At 54.3% G+C, this 18,723-nt stretch carries 17 protein-coding genes; 14 read left to right on the top strand and 3 right to left on the bottom strand.

Translation table 11 applies throughout. The features are described from left to right. Positions 1–47 precede the first annotated feature (47 nt). Both QWY82_RS00555 and rsgA read right to left on the bottom strand, forming a co-directional pair. Positions 48–1,703, bottom strand: coding sequence for a hypothetical protein (locus tag QWY82_RS00555; protein WP_290259156.1), 1,656 nt, complete (start codon positions 1,701–1,703; stop codon positions 48–50). A gap of 52 nt (positions 1,704–1,755) precedes the next feature. Further along, complete coding sequence (gene rsgA / locus QWY82_RS00550) at positions 1,756–2,799, bottom strand: small ribosomal subunit biogenesis GTPase RsgA (RefSeq protein ID WP_290259155.1); 1,044 nt, start codon at positions 2,797–2,799, stop codon at positions 1,756–1,758. Positions 2,800–2,900: 101 nt separating this feature from the next. Here rsgA and orn point away from each other — a divergent pair, with 101 nt between their 5' ends. Beyond that, complete coding sequence (gene orn, locus QWY82_RS00545; RefSeq protein WP_290259154.1) at positions 2,901–3,449, top strand: oligoribonuclease; 549 nt, start codon at positions 2,901–2,903, stop codon at positions 3,447–3,449. 177 nt (positions 3,450–3,626) lie between these two features. On the opposite strand, the gene queG is transcribed toward orn, so the two are convergent. Next, complete coding sequence (gene queG / locus QWY82_RS00540) at positions 3,627–4,751, bottom strand: tRNA epoxyqueuosine(34) reductase QueG (protein WP_290259153.1); 1,125 nt, start codon at positions 4,749–4,751, stop codon at positions 3,627–3,629. 68 nt (positions 4,752–4,819) lie between these two features. On the opposite strand from queG, the gene QWY82_RS00535 reads away from it, so the two are divergent. The 13 genes from QWY82_RS00535 (at position 4,820) to QWY82_RS00475 (ending at position 18,681) form a co-directional block, all read left to right on the top strand. Further along, positions 4,820–6,331 (top strand): NAD(P)H-hydrate dehydratase, encoded by a 1,512-nt coding sequence (locus QWY82_RS00535; protein WP_290259152.1) that lies wholly within the window; start codon positions 4,820–4,822, stop codon positions 6,329–6,331. Between the two features lie 4 nt (positions 6,332–6,335). Beyond that, on the top strand, positions 6,336–6,821 hold the full coding sequence (gene tsaE, locus QWY82_RS00530) for a tRNA (adenosine(37)-N6)-threonylcarbamoyltransferase complex ATPase subunit type 1 TsaE (protein WP_380736134.1): 486 nt from the start codon (positions 6,336–6,338) through the stop codon (positions 6,819–6,821). 55 nt (positions 6,822–6,876) lie between these two features. Beyond that, positions 6,877–8,199, top strand: coding sequence for an N-acetylmuramoyl-L-alanine amidase (locus tag QWY82_RS00525; protein ID WP_380736135.1), 1,323 nt, complete (start codon positions 6,877–6,879; stop codon positions 8,197–8,199). Beyond that, the gene (gene mutL / locus QWY82_RS00520; protein WP_290259151.1) at positions 8,199–10,082 is read left to right on the top strand and encodes a DNA mismatch repair endonuclease MutL; all 1,884 of its coding nucleotides are present in this window, start codon (positions 8,199–8,201) and stop codon (positions 10,080–10,082) included. Before QWY82_RS00525 ends, mutL begins: the two co-directional genes overlap by 1 nt. Continuing rightward, on the top strand, positions 10,082–11,056 hold the full coding sequence (gene miaA / locus QWY82_RS00515; protein ID WP_290259150.1) for a tRNA (adenosine(37)-N6)-dimethylallyltransferase MiaA: 975 nt from the start codon (positions 10,082–10,084) through the stop codon (positions 11,054–11,056). The genes mutL and miaA overlap by 1 nt, the downstream gene beginning before the upstream one ends. 121 nt (positions 11,057–11,177) lie before the next feature. Beyond that, entirely contained in the window at positions 11,178–11,441 is a 264-nt protein-coding gene (hfq, locus tag QWY82_RS00510) for an RNA chaperone Hfq (protein WP_290259149.1), read from the top strand. Positions 11,442–11,470: 29 nt separating this feature from the next. Next, positions 11,471–12,790: a ribosome rescue GTPase HflX gene (gene hflX, locus QWY82_RS00505; RefSeq protein ID WP_290259148.1), complete on the top strand. Its 1,320-nt coding sequence runs from the start codon at positions 11,471–11,473 to the stop codon at positions 12,788–12,790. Positions 12,791–12,915: 125 nt separating this feature from the next. Further along, positions 12,916–14,055 carry an FtsH protease activity modulator HflK gene (gene hflK, locus QWY82_RS00500; RefSeq protein WP_290259147.1) on the top strand — a complete coding sequence of 380 codons (1,140 nt, stop codon included), beginning with the start codon at positions 12,916–12,918 and terminating at the stop codon, positions 14,053–14,055. Further along, positions 14,055–14,930, top strand: coding sequence for a protease modulator HflC (gene hflC, locus QWY82_RS00495; protein WP_290259146.1), 876 nt, complete (start codon positions 14,055–14,057; stop codon positions 14,928–14,930). Before hflK ends, hflC begins: the two co-directional genes overlap by 1 nt. Positions 14,931–15,177: 247 nt before the next feature. After that, positions 15,178–15,363 carry a DUF2065 domain-containing protein gene (locus QWY82_RS00490; RefSeq protein WP_290259145.1) on the top strand — a complete coding sequence of 62 codons (186 nt, stop codon included), beginning with the start codon at positions 15,178–15,180 and terminating at the stop codon, positions 15,361–15,363. Positions 15,364–15,396: 33 nt separating this feature from the next. Beyond that, complete coding sequence (locus QWY82_RS00485) at positions 15,397–16,584, top strand: ATP phosphoribosyltransferase regulatory subunit (protein ID WP_290259144.1); 1,188 nt, start codon at positions 15,397–15,399, stop codon at positions 16,582–16,584. A gap of 15 nt (positions 16,585–16,599) precedes the next feature. Next, the gene (locus QWY82_RS00480) at positions 16,600–17,892 is read left to right on the top strand and encodes an adenylosuccinate synthase (RefSeq protein ID WP_290259143.1); all 1,293 of its coding nucleotides are present in this window, start codon (positions 16,600–16,602) and stop codon (positions 17,890–17,892) included. Between the two features lie 162 nt (positions 17,893–18,054). Then, a complete protein-coding gene (locus QWY82_RS00475; protein ID WP_290259142.1) occupies positions 18,055–18,681 on the top strand; it encodes a type 2 periplasmic-binding domain-containing protein in 627 nt (208 codons plus the stop codon). Positions 18,682–18,723 lie beyond the last annotated feature (42 nt).

Genomic DNA, 18,723 nt, shown 5'->3' with positions numbered 1-18,723 from the left:
ATTCCGCGTCGGAAAAACGGCTATTGTAAATCAATGTTGTACTCGGGTCAGCGCTTGATCGCGCTTTGCCGTTGTACTTGTAAGGCAAGTCGGGCAATGGCTAGTTGGGTAGCTTGTGCTAGGCGCTTACAGGTTCGCACTCTCGGTGGCGCCAAATCCACTTCACCCGCCAGCAAAATGGCCACGAGCTTGGTGTTTAAAAATAATGAGGCTAACAATAATTCTCTTTCGTCGAGCTTGACTTTAAGCTGGCTCGGCAGCTGCTCGAGAATGGCGGCGCGGTTATCTTTGTCGATTAAAATGGCAGCCGGCTTGGCGCTCATTTTGCTGAATAGGTGTGTCGTTGGCAGTTGCTCCATAGGGGGAAGATCCCCTTCGTCAAACTGACATTTTGGCTGCCAAGTGCCATCTGTGATTGGCACCAATATCGCACCGAAGCTCATGCCCATACCCTGTTGAAGCGCATCGCTGAGGGTTTGAAAAATGGTATTAAGAGAGTTGAGGCTAGGCTCCCCCTTTGTCAGCGCTAGCAAACCTTGCCGCACCAAGTTCGCATTTAAAAAGCGATTATCGAGCAGTCGATTTGCGCTCGCGTTTTGAGTTTCGTAGTTTGGTTGGGAGCGGCTTATTGCAGCGTTAGTGTCGCGCAAATTAGGCGTGCTGGTATCTGCTACTGCTACTGGCTTTTGGGGCACTTTTTTTGCGGTAGCGTGTTGTGGGCTCGGCAGCGCGTATATTGGCTCATCTAGCCCCTTGGGCCAAGCACACAGCAGGCGCCGGGCAGGGTGGGTATCGATAAGGCTGGCGTGCAAGGGCGCCAACTCTCCGGCAACTTGATGTAGGTTTTGGGCCACGCTGGCTTCAGCAATTTGCAGCAATTGTGCGACCAATTGTTGATAGCGCTTGGTGCTGCTGTGGATTGGCGAGCTGCAAAAGTTAGCCACCAATCTATCGAGCAAAAAAATGAGGCTTTGGCGCTTGTGTAATGGCGCGCTAAAAGCTTTTCCTTGAATGCCCTTTAGCAGTGATTTGAGAATTTGCTTCAGGCTTTTTGGGTTTTGCTGCAAAGTTTCTTTCAGGTCATTGGGTAGGCTTTGGTGCTGTAAATTTAGGCGCAGTTGGGCGCCTACGTCCGTGCCAAAAACCAGTTGTTGCGCTTTAATGGGGCCAATCTTGGGGTTGCGCGCTAAGCCCTGGTAATGCAGCTGCTCTCTCGTTGCGAAATGCCAGCGCAACCATTGCTCGCAGTCGCTGAATAGCACCGAGAATTCTAACTGCGTTGGATCTATGCCTAAGTTGTGTAGTGGTAAGCGCATCAATAGGTTGCGCCGCAATAGGCTGACCTGTAGTTGCTGCCAGTAAAACGGTAGCGGCCGCTCTGCCACCGGCAGGCTTTTGAGAATTTGAGCCACAGTGGTAAAGCCCAATAGGCTAATCATGTGGGGCAGCGAGTGCACTTCGTTACCCGAGCGCTGCACCAGTCGATTGGCGCGCAGGAAGAAGTGCAGGCACAGTGCTGGGTCGTCTTTCATGGCGCTGGCCACTCGGTCGGCGCTGCTGCTCGGGTGTTTCAAGGCCAGATCAACCCGTTCAAAACTCCCGGGCAGTAGCGTTAAGTCGGCGAGATTAAATAGCTTGCGCCAATGGTCGGCACCGCGCGGGGCTTGCAGTTGAATAGGGGTAATGGCGATGGCATTTGTCATGGTTGAAGAATAGCTGAGTCTGCCCGTGCTTTCCGGCAAACTCAGCGTAGGTTTAACCGTGCGGGTGGTCTAGGCTATTGAGAATCATGTTGCAGCTGTCGAAGCGCGATTGGCTGATTTCGCCGGCTTCCAGTGCTTTGTGTAGTGCGCAGCCGGGTTCGCGGTCGTGTTTACAGTCGCGAAACTTGCAGTAACCTAATAAGGGTCGAAACTCGATGAAACCATCGAGCACGTCGGCCGGCTCCATATGCCATAGGCCGAACTCCCGTATGCCGGGCGAGTCGATTAAATGGCCGCCGGAAGGGAAGTGATAAAGGTGCGCCGTGGTGGTGGTGTGGGTGCCCTTTTGTGTGGCTTCAGACAGCTCGCCGACTTTGATTTCATAGCCCGGTAGCAAGCTATTAATCAACGAGGATTTACCCACGCCCGATTGGCCAACGAAGACGCTGGTGTAATTACCGAGATACGCGGTTAATTGCTCGATGTTTTCCCGAGTTTTGGTCGAGACTTTCAACACGTCATAGCCAAGGCTCGCGTAGCGCTCGGTCAACCAATCTAGCTTGGCTTGGTTGCTGGCATCAATGCGGTCTGATTTATTGAATAAAATGAGCGGGGTTAGCCCCAGCGCCTCGGTTGCCACTAAATAGCGATCGATTAAATTGGCGTGGGGTTCTGGGTAGGGCGCGGCAACAATAATGATGCGGTCGATATTGGCGGCGATGGTTTTCAGGTCGCCGTAGGGGTCTGGCCTTTGTAACTGCGAGTGACGCGGTTGCACGGCCACTATCACGCCGGCATCTTTACCGCGCCGCCACACCACCTTGTCGCCGGTGACGAGTGAACCTAGGTTAGCGCGAAAATGGCAGCTTATCACCTCGCCCTCAGTGCTACCGGCATCGTCGGCCTGGTTTAAAGATTCCACCTCAATGCGCTTGCCATAGTGTGCCACCACCAAGCCAAATTCCTCCGGCCCCAAGCTATCGTCTTGTAATTGCTGATCGGCTTTCGCGTCGCGCTTGTTAGCGCGGTCGCTGCGTTCCTGTTGGATTTTCTCGATCCGCCACGTTTGGCGGCGGTTGAGCTTGCGTTTGCTCATAGGCGATAGATCATGGTTTTTGGCTCATAGGGGATAAGGCTTGCTAAACTATGGACTGCATTGTAAAACGTGCGCCCTCAAAAAAATACGAGTGAAAGCCCATGAGCCCCATAGCCGACGATAATTTAGTCTGGATCGACCTAGAAATGACCGGTTTAGACCCGGATACCGATGTCATCATCGAAATTGCCACCATCGTGACCGATGCGCAGCTCAATGTCTTAGCCGAAGGCCCTGTGTTCGCCGTGCACCAAAGCGATGCCGCACTGGCCGGTATGGACGAGTGGAATACCCGTCAGCACGGTGGCTCGGGCCTCACGCAGCGGGTAAAAGACAGCCAAACCTCAGCCCAAGGGGCAGAAGCCGCGACTATTGCCTTCCTTGAGCAATGGGTGCCCAAGGGCAAGTCGCCCATGTGCGGCAACTCCATCTGCCAAGACCGCCGCTTCCTCGTGCGCGGTATGCCGGCGCTTGAGCGCTTCTTTCACTACCGCAATTTAGATGTCAGCACGGTGAAGGAATTAGCCCGGCGCTGGGCGCCAGAGGTGTTAGCCGGGGTGAAGAAATCTTCGAGTCATTTGGCCATGGATGATATTCGCGATTCTATTGCCGAGTTGCAGCATTATCGGAAGGAGTTTATTAAGTTTTGATATTTGTTGGGTTGATGGGTTGATACTGTGTAGGTTGGACTTTGCAGTTGCCTTGTTCATTTTCTTTTTTCATTAAAAGAAAATGAACAAGCTAAACATTCCACTTAACTAACATTATTTATCCCAAGCTCCGCAACAGTAAAAACCCCACAAAACCTTCGGAGGAAATCCCCAGTCTCACTGCTTTATCTTCCTCTTCCGCCGTCTATTCGGCCGCCCTTGCTGCTCCAGCGCCCACTCAATATGCTCGGCCACCATCGGTGTAGCGTCGCGCAGCGCTAGCTGCAAAACGTTGATAATTTCATCGCTCGATGGTGCATTGCCCAAGCCCACCGCTAGGTTTCTCTGCCAGCGTTCAAAGCCAACTCTTCTCAACGGCGAGCCGGCGCTGCGGTCTAGGAACTCTTGTTCGGTCCATTGAAACAATTCTACCAGCTTGGTGTTGTCGAGCTGGTGCCTCGGTAAGAAATCTAACTCCTCTGTGGCCTTGGCGTATTTATTCCACGGGCAGATGGCTTGGCAGTCGTCGCAGCCGAACACGCGGTTGCCCATGGGCTCGCGAAATTCTTCGGGAATAGGGCCTTTGTTTTCGATGGTTAAATAGGAAATGCAGCGTCTGGCGTCGAGTTCATAGGGGCGCGGAAAGGCATCAGTCGGGCAGACTTTTAAGCAGGCGGTGCAGTCGCCGCAGCGATCGATTTGTTCGCTTTTATCGATAGGCAGGGCAAAGCAGGTGAGTACTTCGCCGAGGAAAAACCAACTGCCGGCCTCGCTGTTTAGCACTAGGGTGTGTTTGCCCTGCCAGCCCAGGCCGGCTTTTGCGGCTAAGGGCTTTTCCGACACGGGGGCGCTATCGACAAAGGCGCGGTGTTGAAAGCCCTCAGGTAGCGGCAGGCCCAGTTTTTCGGCTTCGATTTCGATAAATTGCGCCAGTTGGCTCAGGCGTTTGCGGATGAGTTTATGGTAATCCCTGCCCAAGGCGTAGCGGGAGATATAGGCGGTTTCGCCATCTTTTAGCGCGGCGATGAGTTTGGTGTCGCCGGGCAGGTAGTCCATGCGCGCACTGATCACACGCAGGCTGCCGGGCAAAAGTTCATCGGGGCGGGTGCGCATCTTGCCGTGATCGGCCATCCAAGCCATGTCGCCATGGTAGCCCTTGTCTAGCCAGGCCGATAATCGGGTCTCTTCGGCGTGCAATCGGATGTCGGTAATTCCCACTTGCTGGAAGCCCAGTGTGCGGCCGTGGGCTTTTATCCGTTCGGCGAGCAAAATAAGTGATGCATTTTCAGTGGCTTGGGGCATTGTCCGTGTCGCTGTGAGGGGCTTTTCCGTATAATTCTGACAGATTTTACCCTCATCGAGATAACTCAATGTCAGCGAAGGTCCATTCCACTCTGCCCAGCGCACTCTATAGCGCTCAATCCGTACGCCAGTTAGATCAATACCTGATTCAAGAGCAGGGCATTCCCGCCACCGTGCTGATGAAGCGCGCCGGTCGTTTTGCCTTTGAGCAGTTGCTGCGTCAGTGGCCCGAGGCCAAGCGCTTAGTGGTGTTGTGCGGTGGCGGCAATAACGGTGGCGATGGCTATATAGTGGCGGCCTTGGCGCAGGCGAAAAATTTTGAGGTCACCCTGCGCTGGCTGTCAGATCCGGCAACATTGACCGGTGCGGCGGCCCAAGCGTTTCAGTTCGCGCAGCAAGAAGGGGTGACTATGTCGGCCTTTGACGAGCAAGAGCAGCTCGCGGCCGATGTGATCGTCGATGGGCTGTTAGGCACAGGCTTGAACGCCGAGGTGCGCGGCCAGATGGCTACTGCTATCGCGTGGATTAACGCCCAGCCGGCGCAGGTGTTGGCGCTGGATTTACCTTCGGGTATTTGCGCCGATACCGGCGCTGTTATGGGCCAAGCGGTGAGCGCCAATGTCACGGCGACCTTTGTTGGGCTTAAGTTTGGTTTGTTTACCGGCGCCGGTCGCGCCTGTGCCGGTGCGGTGTGTTTTTCCGATTTGCAGGGCGATCTGAGCGATTGCCAGTTGGCCACCAAAGCGCGGCGTTTAGATTACGAAAGCTTGATCGCGGCGCTGCCGGCGCGCGGCTTGGATACCCACAAGCACAGTTTCGGCCATTTGGCCGTGGTCGGCGGCGACGAGGGCATGGCCGGTGCGGCATTGATTGCCGCGCAAGCGGGCCTGCGCGCCAGTGCCGGTATGGTGAGTTTAATTAGCCGGCCACTAACCGCTCAGCTGGCGCTGAGTCGCCAGCCCGAGTTGATGGCGCTAGGTGTGGATGCCGGTATTGAGGCGCAGGAAAAATGTCGGCAGGCCACGGCCTTTGTGGTGGGCCCGGGTTTGGGTCAGGGGGCATGGGGCGAGCAACTCTTGGCGCAAGTGTTGGCTTGTGCACAACCCACGTGTATCGATGCTGACGGCTTGAACTTATTGGCTAAGCAGGCTTCTTATGGTTTGCCGAACAACAGTGTGATCACCCCGCATCCCGGCGAAGCGGCTCGTCTCTTAGGCCTGTCTAGTGCCCAAGTGCAGGCCGATCGCGCCGCCGCCGCGTTGGCACTAGTGGCGAAAACCGATGCCGTGGTGGTATTAAAGGGCGCCGGTTCCTTGGTGGCATTTTCAGATTCGGAGGGCCCACGGTTGTACTTGGTAGATGCTGGCAACCCGGGTATGGCCAGTGCTGGCATGGGCGATTTGTTGGCCGGCATCATCGGCGCCTTGTTGGCTCAAGGCTTATCGGCGCCCCAAGCCGCCATGCTTGGCGCACAGGTGCATGCCATGGCGGGTGACCAGATGGCTGAAGCGGATGGTCAGCGCGGTTTATTAGCGACTGATTTATTGCCGGCCGTGCGTTGGCTCCTGAACGGATTGTAAGAACATGGCGACAGTGGTGTTGTCTGCTTTTGGCGAAGCGGAAATGGTGACTCTGGGCGCGCTTATTGGCGCGCACTTGCCGCGTGGCGTGGTGTTTTTAGAGGGGCAGTTGGGTGCCGGCAAAACCACCTTAACCCGAGGTATCTTGCAGGCATTCGGTCATTCAGCTTCGGTTAAGAGTCCCACCTATACACTGGTGGAGCCATACAGCTTTGCCGAGCGTCGGGTTTACCATTTTGATTTGTATCGCCTAGGTGACCCGGAAGAACTCGAGTATATGGGCATTCGCGATTATTTTGATCAAGCGGCGCTGTGCATTGTCGAGTGGCCAAACAAAGGTGCCGGTGTTTTGCCTGAACCGGATTTGCGCGTTACAGTGGCGGTATTACAGGATGAAGAAAAAGGTATCGGGCGCAGTTTGGCACTTGAGGCAAAGAGCGCTCTGGGTCAGATAGCCGTTCAGGCCTTGGCCGCGAAAAATAATGCGTGACTGGGGCGCTAGCCGCACCGCACGCTTCATCAGCAATACAGGAGTAGGGGCCGCCATGATGCGACCGCTGGCAATTTTAGTGTTATGTATTGTTAGCTTGAGTGCACCTTGGGCCGTGGCCGCGACGATTGATAGCGCCCGGCTGTGGCGTGCGCCCGATCACACCCGCATTGTTTTCGATTTAAGCGGGCCGGTGGAGCACAGTATTTTCACCCTCTCCAATCCAGACCGTTTAGTGGTGGATATCAGTTCGGTAAAATTAAAATCCAGTTTGGCGGAATTGCCCTTGACCGATACGCCGATTCGCTCGGTGCGCACGGCGCCGCGCAACCAAGATGATTTGCGCATTGTTTTAGATTTGTCTGCTTCCGTGCGTCCGCGCAGCTTGGTGCTGAAAAAGTTTGGCGACAAAGCCGATCGCTTGGTGATCGACCTGTTCGATAGCGAAATTAAAATCGAAAAAACCATCGAGGCAAAAATCCCCACCGCGCAGCGCGATATCGTTATCGCCATCGATGCCGGTCACGGTGGTGAAGACCCAGGCGCACTCGGGCCAAGCCGGCTGCGGGAAAAAGATGTGGTATTGGCGATCAGCCGCGAGCTGCAAAAACTGGTGGATAAAGAGCCCGGTTATCGCGCGGTGATGACGCGCAAAGGCGATTACTACATTCCGCTAGAAAAACGCCGGGATCTGGCGCGCAACGAGCGCGCGGATTTATTTGTGTCGATTCACGCCGATGCCTTCACCAACAAAAATGCCCGCGGTGCCTCGGTGTTTGCGTTGTCGGAGCGCGGCGCCACCAGTGAAATGGCACGGTTTTTAGCGCAGCGCGAAAACGAAGCGGATTTGTTCGGCGGCGAGGGCACTATTCTCAATGGTCGCGATGAAATGCTCGCCTCGGTGTTGGTCGATCTCTCCATGACCTCCACCTTAAGCCACAGTTTAACCGTGGGAGAGCGGGTGGCGAACTCGATGAAAAAAGTTGCCCACATGCATAAAAATCACGTGGAACAGGCCGGCTTTTTGGTGTTGAAATCACCCGATGTGCCATCGATTTTGGTGGAGACGGGTTTCATTTCCAATCCGCAAGAGGCGAAAAACCTCGCTAACCCAAGCTACCGTGAAAAAATGGCGCGCGCGATTTTTAACGGTATCACCGATTATTTTTACGACGTAGCGCCGTCAGATACTTACATAGCCTGGCAAAAGCGCGGTGGCAAAGGCACGCCGGCGCGCGAGTATGTAATCGCCCGCGGCGATACCCTTTCCGCGATTGCCCGCCGGCACAATGTCTCGGTGGCCGATATTCGCAAAGCCAATAATATCAATGGCTCCTCCATCAAAATTGGTCAAACTTTACAGATACCCGCATCCTAATGTCTTCCGTTATAAAATTATTATCGCCCCGTCTCGCCAACCAAATTGCCGCCGGTGAGGTGGTTGAAAGGCCTGCATCGGTTATTAAAGAACTGCTGGAAAATAGCATTGACGCTGGCAGTTCGCGTTTAGAAATTGAGGCCGATGAAGGTGGCGTTAAGTTGATGCGCGTGCGCGACAATGGCGTCGGTATCGATAAAGACGACTTACCACTGGCGCTTAGCCGCCATGCCACCAGTAAAATTTATGAGTTAGACGACTTGGAAGCCGTTGCTACCTTGGGTTTTCGCGGCGAAGCCTTGGCGTCCATCAGTTCGGTATCGCGTTTGTTAATCAGTTCTAATCAAACTGAGCTGCCCTCGGCCGGCTGGAGCGCGCGCTCTGAAGGTCGGGACATGGAGACCGAACTGATGCCGGCGCCGCACCCGCGCGGCACCACGGTGGAAGTGCGCGACTTATTTTTTAATACCCCAGCGCGGCGGAAATTTTTGCGCACAGAAAAAACTGAATTCGGCCGTTTAGAGGATGTGGTCAAGCGCTTGGCCTTGTCTCACTTCGATGTGGCATTTAGTTTGACCCACAACAATCGCCCCGTGCACAGCTGGCGCGCGGCCAATACGCGCATCGAACAAGAGCGCCGCGTTGGCCAGATTTGCGGTTCCGCGTTTATGGAAAATGCACTCTATGTAGAGGTGGAGCGCGCCGGTTTAAAGTTGTGGGGCTGGGTAGCCTTGCCAGCTTTTTCGCGCTCGCAGGCAGACCTTCAGCATTTTTATGTCAATGGACGCGCCATTAAAGACAAGCTGGTGACCCATGCGGTGCGCCAAGCCTACCAAGATGTTTTATTCCACGGCCGGCATCCGGCCTATGTGTTGTATTTAGAGCTAGACCCGGCCACGGTGGATGTTAACGTGCACCCCACTAAGCACGAAGTGCGGTTTCGCGATTCCCGTTTAGTGCACGACTTTTTATTTCGCACCCTGCACCACGCCTTGGCCGATGTGCGGCCACAAGACCAGCTGGAAAAAAATGAAGCCATCGCAGTGCCTGCTGGCGGCCTAACCAGCGGCGAGTTCGGCCCGCAGTCGAGTTTAGGTTTGGCAGTGCCGCAGCGCGCCGAGTTTGCTGGCGTCGGGCCGTCGTCAAATCACGGCTATGGCCAGCTCTCGCAAACCCAGCCCAGTCAATACCAACCAAGCCACCCGCAGCCTGGTCAAGTTGCTCAACAGATGCAGCAGTACGGCGCGTTGCACCAGCCCGCACAAAGCCTGCACTCGCTCAGCGATAGCCCAGCAGAAATGCCGCCGCTCGGCTTTGCCGTGGCCCATTTAAAAGGCGTCTACATTCTGGCTGAAAATGCCCAGGGCTTGATTGTGGTGGATGCCCACGCTGCGCACGAGCGCATTACCTACGAGCGCATGAAAGCGGCGTTTGAGGGTGAGGGTTTGGTCGCCCAACCGTTGCTGGTGCCGGAGAGTATTCCCGTGAGCGAAAAAGAAGCCGATTTGGCCGAGCAGCACGCAGAGATCTTTTCCTCGCTCGGTTTTGGCTTAGAGCGAGCTGGGCCGGAAACCTTGCTGATTCGCCAAATACCGGTAATTCTCGGGCAGGCGAAAGTCGAACAGCTGGTGCGCGACGTGTTGTCGGATTTGAGCGAGCACGGCAGTAGCGATCGTATTCGCCATCACATTAACGAGCTGCTCGCGACCATGGCCTGTCATGGCTCGGTGCGCGCCAACCGCAAATTAACCATCCCCGAAATGAACGGTTTGCTGCGCGATATGGAGGCCACTGAGCGCAGTGGCCAGTGCAACCACGGCCGGCCCACGTGGTTTCTGCAGAGCATGGACGCGCTCGACAAGCTATTTTTGCGGGGTCAGTAATGACCCAGCCCAAGCAGGTCATCTTTTTAATGGGCCCGACTGCCTCGGGTAAAACCGATTTGGCGATCGCGCTGCGCCAATATTTACCCTTGGATTTGATCAGCGTTGACTCGGCGCTGGTTTATAAAGGCTTAGATATCGGCTCGGCCAAACCCTCGGCGCAAGAACAAGCGCAAGCACCCCATCAACTCATCGATATTTGCGACCCGGCCGAACCCTACAATGCCGGGCAATTTGTCAAAGATGCCGAGCGCGCCATTGGCGCGAGCCACGCACAGGGGCGAGTTCCCCTGTTGGTGGGAGGCACTATGCTGTATTTCAAAGCCCTGCTCGATGGTCTGGCGGATATGCCCAGCTCCGAGCCGGCGCTGCGCGCGCAGGTGGAGCAGGAAGCGGCCGAAAAAGGCTGGCCTGCGATGCACGCGGAGCTGGCTGCCATCGACCCTGCGACCGCAGCCGAATTGCACCCGAATCACTCGCAACGTATTTCCCGCGCACTCGAGGTGTACCGCAGTTGCGGCAAAACCATGAGCCAGCTGCGCGCCGAGCAACAGGCCAGCCAAGGCGCGCCTTTCGTCGAGCGTTTTAATGTGACTCAATTGGCCGTAGGCCCACACCAGCGCAGGGTGTTGCATGAGCGCATCGCATTGCGGTTTGAGAAAATGCTGGCGGCGGGATTTATCGACGAAGTGCGCGGTCTAATGACGCGCAAAGACCTCCATAAAGATTTACCGGCTATACGCGCCGTGGGCTACCGCCAAGTGTGGGAGCATCTTGAAGGGCAGTACGATTACCCCACGATGGTGGAAAAAGGTGTTGCTGCGAGCCGTCAATTAGCCAAGCGCCAGCTGACCTGGTTGCGAAACTGGCCAAATCTTAAATGGGTCTATACTGACGATTCGGCCGGAAAAGCCCTTTTTCATCAAGAAATTGTGAACGAGGCCTTGAACTGCCTAGGGGTTGCAACCATATAATGGGCAGTAGTGTGCCTTTTTGGGGCCACCAGTCAGTTATCTTGCTTGCTGTTGCGCCTGTCACAATTCTTGTGAACAGGGTATTCGCAACTTTTATTGTTGATTATTAAGGAGAATAAACATGTCAAAAGGGCATAGCTTACAAGACCCTTATTTGAATGTTTTGCGTAAAGAACGTATTCCCGTATCTATTTATTTAGTAAATGGAATTAAGTTGCAAGGCCAGGTTGAGTCTTTTGATCAGTTTGTTGTGTTGTTGAAAAACACCGTAAGTCAGATGGTATATAAGCATGCCATCTCCACCGTAGTGCCCTCGCGTGCAGTTCGCGTGCCGATGCTGAACCCAGCGGATGGCGAAGCGGAAGACGAAGTCGCTGAGGATTAAGTTTAGGCTGTTAAGCCTTAGGGGTAGTCTTGTTCTTTGAACGTCCCGATTCCGGTGAACTAGCGGTGCTAGTTCACCTGGATTTCAATCTCAAATTAGAAACCAACGATCCACGTGAATTCGAAGAGCTGGTGCTTTCCGCCGGCGGCGATCCCGTGGCCTTTCTCACCGGAAAACGCGCGTCGCCCGATGCTCGCACGTTCATGGGCAGCGGCAAATTGGAGGAGTTACAAGACCTTGTAACCTTGCATGAAGCCGAGTTGGTGATTTTTAACCACACCCTTTCGCCAAGCCAAGAGCGCAATCTCGAAGCCGTGCTGAAATGCCGTGTGCTCGATCGCACCGGTCTGATTCTGGATATTTTTGCCCAGCGTGCACGCACCCACGAAGGTAAGTTGCAGGTCGAGTTGGCGCAGTTGCGCCATATGTCGACACGCTTAATTCGCGGCTGGACTCACTTGGAGCGCCAGAAAGGCGGTATCGGCTTGCGCGGCCCGGGTGAAACCCAGCTGGAAACCGATAGACGCTTGTTGCGCGGTCGCATTGCCTTTATTGAGTCCCGTTTGGCCGCCGTGCGCCGGCAGCGCGATCAGGCGCGTCGCTCGCGCACTCGCGCCGATATTCCAACGGTATCCTTGGTGGGCTATACCAACGCCGGTAAATCGACCTTATTTAATCGAATTACCGATGCCGGTGTGTACGTGAAGGATCAGTTGTTCGCAACCCTTGACCCCACCATGCGCCGCATCGACTTGCGCGATGTGGGCACGGCGATTTTGGCCGATACCGTGGGCTTTGTGAGCCATCTACCGCACAAACTCGTAGAAGCGTTTAAGTCGACCTTGGAAGAGGCGGCTAACTCAACCTTATTGCTGCACGTGATCGATGCGCCCAGTGAAGAGCGCCAGCGCAATATCGATGAGGTTGAGGTGGTGCTAGAGGAAATTGACGCGCACGAGTTGCCACAGTTGCGGGTGTTTAACAAAATTGATTTGCTCGATCAGTTTGAGCCACGTATCGATCGCGACGATCAAGGCATGCCGCTGGCGGTGTGGCTTTCGGCGCAAACGGGCGCTGGTATTGACTTATTGTTGCAGGCCATGGCCGAGCGCTTGGGCGAGGAGATAGTGCATCAACGGGTAATCTTGCCGATTAAGTGGGCGAGGTTGCGCGCCAAACTGTACCAGCACAATGCGGTGCTCGCCGAAGCCAGTGCTGACGACGGCTCTTACGAGCTGGATGTGCGCATTGGCCGGGTTGATTTAATGCGCCTGCTTAGCGCGGAAAATATTGCCCTGGCCGACTCGCCTTGGCATAACTTAGGTCACCCGCAGTTAGAGGCTGGTTAACGCACATTTATGTAAGGTGTAGCCGACACAATCACACCGATGTTAAACCGGCGTTGAAGGCAAAACATTGGTACACTGCAGGCCTTGGCTAGCAGACAAATTTATTACTTCTGATGGAGACTAACATGGCTTGGAATGAGCCCGGCGGAAACAATCAAGACCCTTGGGGCGGTCGCAAAGGCGGCAAGAACGATGGCCCACCAGATATGGATGAAATGATTAAAAAGTTTCAGGAGCGTCTCGGTGGTATGTTTGGCGGCAATGGCGGATCGGGTGGCAGTAGCAGTTTTACTGCTGGCTTCTTTGGTTTGATTCTTGTTGCAGCAGGTATTCTGTACGGTATTGCCGGTTTCTACCAGGTAGACGAGCAAGAGAAATCGGTGGTGCTGCGTTTCGGCTTGTTCCATGAAGAAAAAGGTTCGGGTTTGCGCTGGAACCCACCGCTGGTTGATAGCGTCACCAAAGTGAACGTTACTAAGGTGCGTTTACACAGTTCAAAGTCGACCATGCTGACGGAAGATTTAAATATTGTTGACGTCAATCTCTCGGTTCAATTTTCCATTCTTAGCGCAAAAGATTTCGTGATTAATGTGAAGAACCCCGAGAACAGCTTGAAAGAAGCCACTGACTCAGCCTTGCGTCACGTTATTGGCAGCACGGTTATGCACGAAGTCTTGACCGAAGGGCGTACCAAAATTGCCGCCGATGTGATGACCCGCTTGCAAGAGTATTTGAACTCTTATGGCACCGGTATTCACGTGGAAACGGTCAACATGGAAGATGCGCTGCCGCCGAAAGAAGTGAAAGCGGCCTTTAACGATGTGAACAAAGCCCGTGAAGATGAAGAGCGCTACAAGAACGAAGCCCAAGCCTACTTAAACGGCATAGTGCCGGAAGCACGCGGTAAAGCGCAGCGCATCCTTGAGGAAGCCAATGCGTATAAAGCCCGCGTTGTGGCGGAATCTACCGGTGAGGCGTCGCGTTTCGAGCAGCTATTGGTGGAATACAAAAAAGCCCCAAAGGTAACCCGCGATCGTCTCTACCTAGATGCGATTGAGTCGGTCATGACCAGCAGTTCAAAAATCATGGTGGATGTTGAGGGCGGCAATAACATGCTGTACTTACCCTTGGATCAAATCACTAAGCAGCGCTCTGCGAGCATAGATCGCAGCGATATTTCGCCTGATGTGATTCGCGAAGTGAGCAACCAGGTAATGGAACAATTGCGTCGTGAAGCCGCCAGTACCCGCAGGGAGGTTCGCTAATGAACGGTAAATCAATGTTAGCGTTGGCTGTAGCTGCTTTAACGCTGTTAGTTGTATCAAATTCGGTTTATGTGGTTAAAGAAACCGAGCGCGCTGTGCTGCTCGAGTTCGGTAAAATGGTACAGGCCGATTTAAAGCCCGGCTTGCACTTTAAATGGCCTATGATCAACGAGGTGCGCAAATTTGATGGCCGCGTCTTGACCCTGGATACAGCGCCGCAAAATTTCATGACGGTGGAAAAGAAAGGCATGATTGTCGATTATTTCGCCAAGTGGAAAATCCAAGACGTGGATAAGTTTTACACTGCCACCGGCGGCGATGAAATGACGGCCGATCGATTGATGGCGCAGCGTATCAACGAAGGCCTGCGCAACCAGTTTGCTCGCCGTTCATTACTTGATGTGGTCAGTGGCGAGCGCGACGAGTTGATGGAAAAGTTAACCCAAAACTTAGATGACTTTAGCCGCAGTTCGCTCGGTATTCAGTTGATCGATGTGCGGGTCAAGCAGATTGAGTTGCCGCCTGAAGTGAGTGGTTCCGTATATAGCCGTATGACCTCCGAGCGCGAGCGCGAAGCGCGCGAACACCGGTCAAAAGGTAAAGAGCAGGCGGAATTTATTAGCGCCGATGCCGATCGCCAAAAGGTGGTAGTTGAGGCCGAGGCCTATCGCGATGCCGAGCGTATTCGCGGTGAGGGAGACGCCATAGCGGCGGCTACTTACGCGGCTGCCTATAACAAAGATCCTGAGTTTTACACCTTTGTGCGCAGCTTGAATGCCTACAAAAAAGCTTTCCAAAACAAAGACGACATTATGCTGGTGGACCCAGACAGTGAGTTCTTCCGCTACCTGAAGGATGCACAGGGCAAGAAGTAGTCTGATTAACCCCAGTAAATGTAGGTATTAACCACCTTTACCGGGGTTTTTTGTTCAACATTCACCCACAAAGGGTGGTAGAATGCGCCCCTTTCGGTGATCTGCCACACAAGCCAGATAAAATCACCGGGCCTTGCGCCCGGTTTTTTTGTGTTAAAAACGGCCAAAACTTGCCTTTTATGGCGTAAAACGGCGTTTGATTGGCGATATGTGGCGCAGACTCGTGTTAAAAGTCACGTGGTGAGTTATGTGGGAAGAGTTAGGTAAGGCCTTTTGTTTGATGCTCGTGATAGAAGGCATTATTCCATTCCTAAACCCAGGTCGCTGGCGCGGCTTGGTGGTAACCATGGCCACGGTGAACGATCGCCAACTACGCACGATGGGGTTTGCCAGCATGGTTATAGGTGCTGGGCTCTTGTACATCATTAAGTGATCCAGTTAAGACATCAAAAAGGCCCTGCATTACATGACCTATGCTGATCGATGGTTGCTGCCTGATGGCATTGCCGAAATACTGCCAGCGCAGGCGGAAGATATTGAGCAATTGCGCCGCGATATGCTCAACCTCTACCACCGTTGGGGCTATGACTTGGTCATACCGCCCGTACTCGAGTTTACCGATTCGCTATTGACCGGCCTGGGTCAAGATCTCGACTTGCTAACCTTTAAGGTGACCGACCAATTATCGGGTCGCTCCATGGGGCTGCGCGCAGATATCACGCCACAAACTGCGCGCATGGATGCCCATTCTTTTAAGCGCGAAGGCGTCAACCGCCTGTGCTATGCCGGTCACGTGGTTCACACCCGGCCGAAAAGCCCACTGGCTACGCGCACGCCGATTCAGGCTGGGGTCGAGCTCTTTGGCGAGGCGAGTTTGAGCGCCGATATTGAAGTGGTGTCACTGCTGCTAGAGTCGCTGCAAACCGCCGGTGTTAAGCAGCTCAACATCGATTTGGGCCACGTGGGTATCTACCGTGCCTTGGCCGCTGCAACGCAATTAGATGATCAGCAAGAAATGGCGCTGTTTACCTTGCTGCAGCAAAAAGCGGTGAGCGACATCGATGCGTGGGTGGCCGAACAAATTGCCCAGCCCAATATTGCCAAGTTGATCCGGGCACTGCCGGCGCTGTGCGGTGGTGTCGAGGTGCTGGAGCAGGCGCGCAAATTATTGTCTGAGTATGTGCCCGACGCGTTACAGGCGATCGATGAGCTGCAGCAGATAGCGGCGGTGATTGCCGAGCGCTACCCAGCCGCCAACTTGTATTTTGACATCAGTGAATTACGTGGCTACCACTACCATACCGGTCTCGTGTTTGCGGCTTTTGCGCCGGGCTATGGCCAGGCCATCGCCAATGGCGGCCGCTACGATCATATCGGCGAAGTATTTGGTCGCGCCCGCCCGGCCACCGGTTTTGCCGTCGATTTAGGCGCATTAAACACGCTCGGTTCAACGGTGGGCTTGTTAGAGCCAGGTATTTTGGCGCCAGAGGTGTCTGATACCTTGGGTTGGCAGGCCGTTCAACAGTTGCGCCAGCAGGGCGAGCGCGTGGTCTGTACGCTCAGTGAAAGCTCGCTAGTACGTGAAGAATTAAATTGTGACCGCGAGCTCGTGCTCGACAACGGTCAATACCTAGTTAAACCGATCAGCAAGTAAAAGGTTATTCGAGTCATGGGCAAAAACGTCGTTGTATTAGGCACTCAATGGGGTGACGAGGGAAAGGGCAAGATCGTCGATCTGCTGACCGATCAGGTTTCTATCGTCGCGCGTTTTCAAGGCGGCCACAATGCCGGTCACACGCTGGTTATCAACGGCAAGAAAACCGTCTTGCATTTGATCCCGTCGGGCATCTTGCGCGAGGGCGTCTCCTGCCTGATCGGCAATGGCGTGGTGCTATCGCCTGAAGCTTTAATGAAAGAAATGAAAGGTCTGGAAGATAGCGGCGTGCCGGTGCGCGAGCGCCTGCGTTTGTCGCCCGCCTGCCCGCTGATTCTGCCCTATCACGTGGCCCTAGATCAGGCCCGCGAAATAGCCAAAGGCGATGCCAAAATTGGCACCACTGGTCGCGGCATTGGCCCGGCTTACGAAGACAAGGTGGCGCGCCGAAGCCTGCGTTTAGGCGACTTGTTCGCGCCCGAGCGGTTTGAGACAAAGCTGCGCGAAGTAATGGAATTACACAACTTCACCCTGACCCAGTACTACAAGGTGCCCGCCGTCGATGTCGACGAGGTGTTGGCCTTGGCCAAGGAGTGGGCGGTACAGTTGAAGCCCATGGTGGCCGATGTTATTGATATTTTGCACAGTGCCCGCGAAAACGGCGAAGGCATTTTATTCGAAGGTGCTCAGGGCTCGCTGCTCGATATCGATCACGGCACCTACCCCTTCGTGACCTCGTCTAACACCACCGCCGGCGGCACCGCTACCGGCTCGGGTTTTGGCCCCTTGTATCTGGATTATGTGCTGGGTATCACCAAGGCTTACACCACACGCGTGGGTTCTGGCCCTTTCCCCACTGAGCTATCTTGTGATGTGGGCGAGTACTTAGGTGTTAAAGGTCACGAGTTTGGTGCCACCACTGGGCGCAAGCGTCGCACCGGCTGGTTTGATGCCGTTGCCGTGCGCCATGCCATTCGCATCAACTCTATGTCGGGTATGTGCTTGACCAAGTTGGATGTGTTGGATGGTTTGAAAGAAGTGAAAATTTGCGTTGGCTACAAAAATGCCGCCGGCGAGAAAATGGGTGTGCCCTGCGATGCCGAGGGTTGGGCGCTGGTAGTGCCAGAGTATGAAGTGATGCCGGGTTGGACTGAGTCCACCGTGGGTGCCACCACGCTCGAGCAGTTGCCGCAAAATGCGCGCAATTACATCGCGCGCCTTGAGGCCTTAACCGGCGCGCCTATCGATATCGTCTCCACGGGGCCTGATAGGGTTGAGACTATTGTACTGCGCCATCCGTTTGCTTAAGTGATTGATCGCTCAGAAAAAAGCCTGGTTCTGAACCAGGCTTTTTTTTTGCCTGAAATCTATTGCGCTACACTGGCGTTAAGCCAAGGAAAGGGTGTCATCGTGAAATTACATTGGGATTGTCGCGTTAATCATTGTTGGCCTTGGCATGGATTCGTTGCCATGGCGGTCGCCCTCACATTGAGCGCTGGCGTATGGGCACAGCCCACTTCGCTTCGCTTAGAGTGCAACGACATTTTTAGTGTTTGGAATAAGAGGGTGGTCGAGGCCTACGCGGCGTTAGGTGTTGAGGTTGAATGTGTCGATATGCCTTGGGCCCGGGGTGCCCAGAATCTAGCTTCAGGTCTGCTGGATGGTACAGCCATTCGCGCTAAGGAGTTTGGCGATCAGTTTCCTAATCTGGTGCGGGTCGAGCCGCCTGTCACTGTGTTTACTATCTTGCTTTATAAGCGCAAAGGAGAAGACATCGACCACAGAAACTGGCGCAGCCATTCGATAGTGTCTCTGCGCGGCTCGGTATTGTCAGATCAATTATTAGTTGGGTTAGATTCCCATAGGGCTGGGAGTGTCGAGGTGGGTTTAAAGCAGCTATCAGCAGGCCGAGTGGATCTTCTATTGGGCGATACATTAGCAGTGCCAAAAGCTATAGAGGAATTGGGGGTGACCAACGTGGAGCCCCTATATCCTCCGGTAGCCACCTACCCAATGCATCATTACTTGAACCGAGAGTACGGGGACTTGTTACTGCCAATTTCTCAGCAGTTGATGGAGCGACAAGCGCTAGAGTAAAGGTGTGGCGCAGACTCAGTTCCAAATTAGCATAGACCTCCA

Source organism: Simiduia curdlanivorans, assembly GCF_030409605.1.
In the GTDB taxonomy this organism is placed as follows: Bacteria; Pseudomonadota; Gammaproteobacteria; order Pseudomonadales; family Cellvibrionaceae; genus Simiduia; species Simiduia curdlanivorans.
Note: the sequence above shows the minus strand (reverse complement) of the source record. Positions and strands in the feature narration are given on the sequence as shown.

Bases quoted from the DNA above. Each gene is read 5' to 3' on its own strand.
- QWY82_RS00555 (WP_290259156.1), bottom strand. From the start codon at position 1,703: ATGACAAATGCCATCGCCATTACCCCTATTCAACTGCAAGCCCCGCGC.
- rsgA (WP_290259155.1), bottom strand. From the start codon at position 2,799: ATGAGCAAACGCAAGCTCAACCGCCGCCAAACGTGGCGGATCGAGAAA.
- orn (WP_290259154.1), top strand. From the start codon at position 2,901: ATGAGCCCCATAGCCGACGATAATTTAGTCTGGATCGACCTAGAAATG.
- queG (WP_290259153.1), bottom strand. From the start codon at position 4,751: ATGCCCCAAGCCACTGAAAATGCATCACTTATTTTGCTCGCCGAACGG.
- QWY82_RS00535 (WP_290259152.1), top strand. From the start codon at position 4,820: ATGTCAGCGAAGGTCCATTCCACTCTGCCCAGCGCACTCTATAGCGCT.
- tsaE (WP_380736134.1), top strand. From the start codon at position 6,336: ATGGCGACAGTGGTGTTGTCTGCTTTTGGCGAAGCGGAAATGGTGACT.
- QWY82_RS00525 (WP_380736135.1), top strand. From the start codon at position 6,877: ATGATGCGACCGCTGGCAATTTTAGTGTTATGTATTGTTAGCTTGAGT.
- mutL (WP_290259151.1), top strand. From the start codon at position 8,199: ATGTCTTCCGTTATAAAATTATTATCGCCCCGTCTCGCCAACCAAATT.
- miaA (WP_290259150.1), top strand. From the start codon at position 10,082: ATGACCCAGCCCAAGCAGGTCATCTTTTTAATGGGCCCGACTGCCTCG.
- hfq (WP_290259149.1), top strand. From the start codon at position 11,178: ATGTCAAAAGGGCATAGCTTACAAGACCCTTATTTGAATGTTTTGCGT.
- hflK (WP_290259147.1), top strand. From the start codon at position 12,916: ATGGCTTGGAATGAGCCCGGCGGAAACAATCAAGACCCTTGGGGCGGT.
- hflC (WP_290259146.1), top strand. From the start codon at position 14,055: ATGAACGGTAAATCAATGTTAGCGTTGGCTGTAGCTGCTTTAACGCTG.
- QWY82_RS00490 (WP_290259145.1), top strand. From the start codon at position 15,178: ATGTGGGAAGAGTTAGGTAAGGCCTTTTGTTTGATGCTCGTGATAGAA.
- QWY82_RS00485 (WP_290259144.1), top strand. From the start codon at position 15,397: ATGACCTATGCTGATCGATGGTTGCTGCCTGATGGCATTGCCGAAATA.
- QWY82_RS00480 (WP_290259143.1), top strand. From the start codon at position 16,600: ATGGGCAAAAACGTCGTTGTATTAGGCACTCAATGGGGTGACGAGGGA.
- QWY82_RS00475 (WP_290259142.1), top strand. From the start codon at position 18,055: ATGGCGGTCGCCCTCACATTGAGCGCTGGCGTATGGGCACAGCCCACT.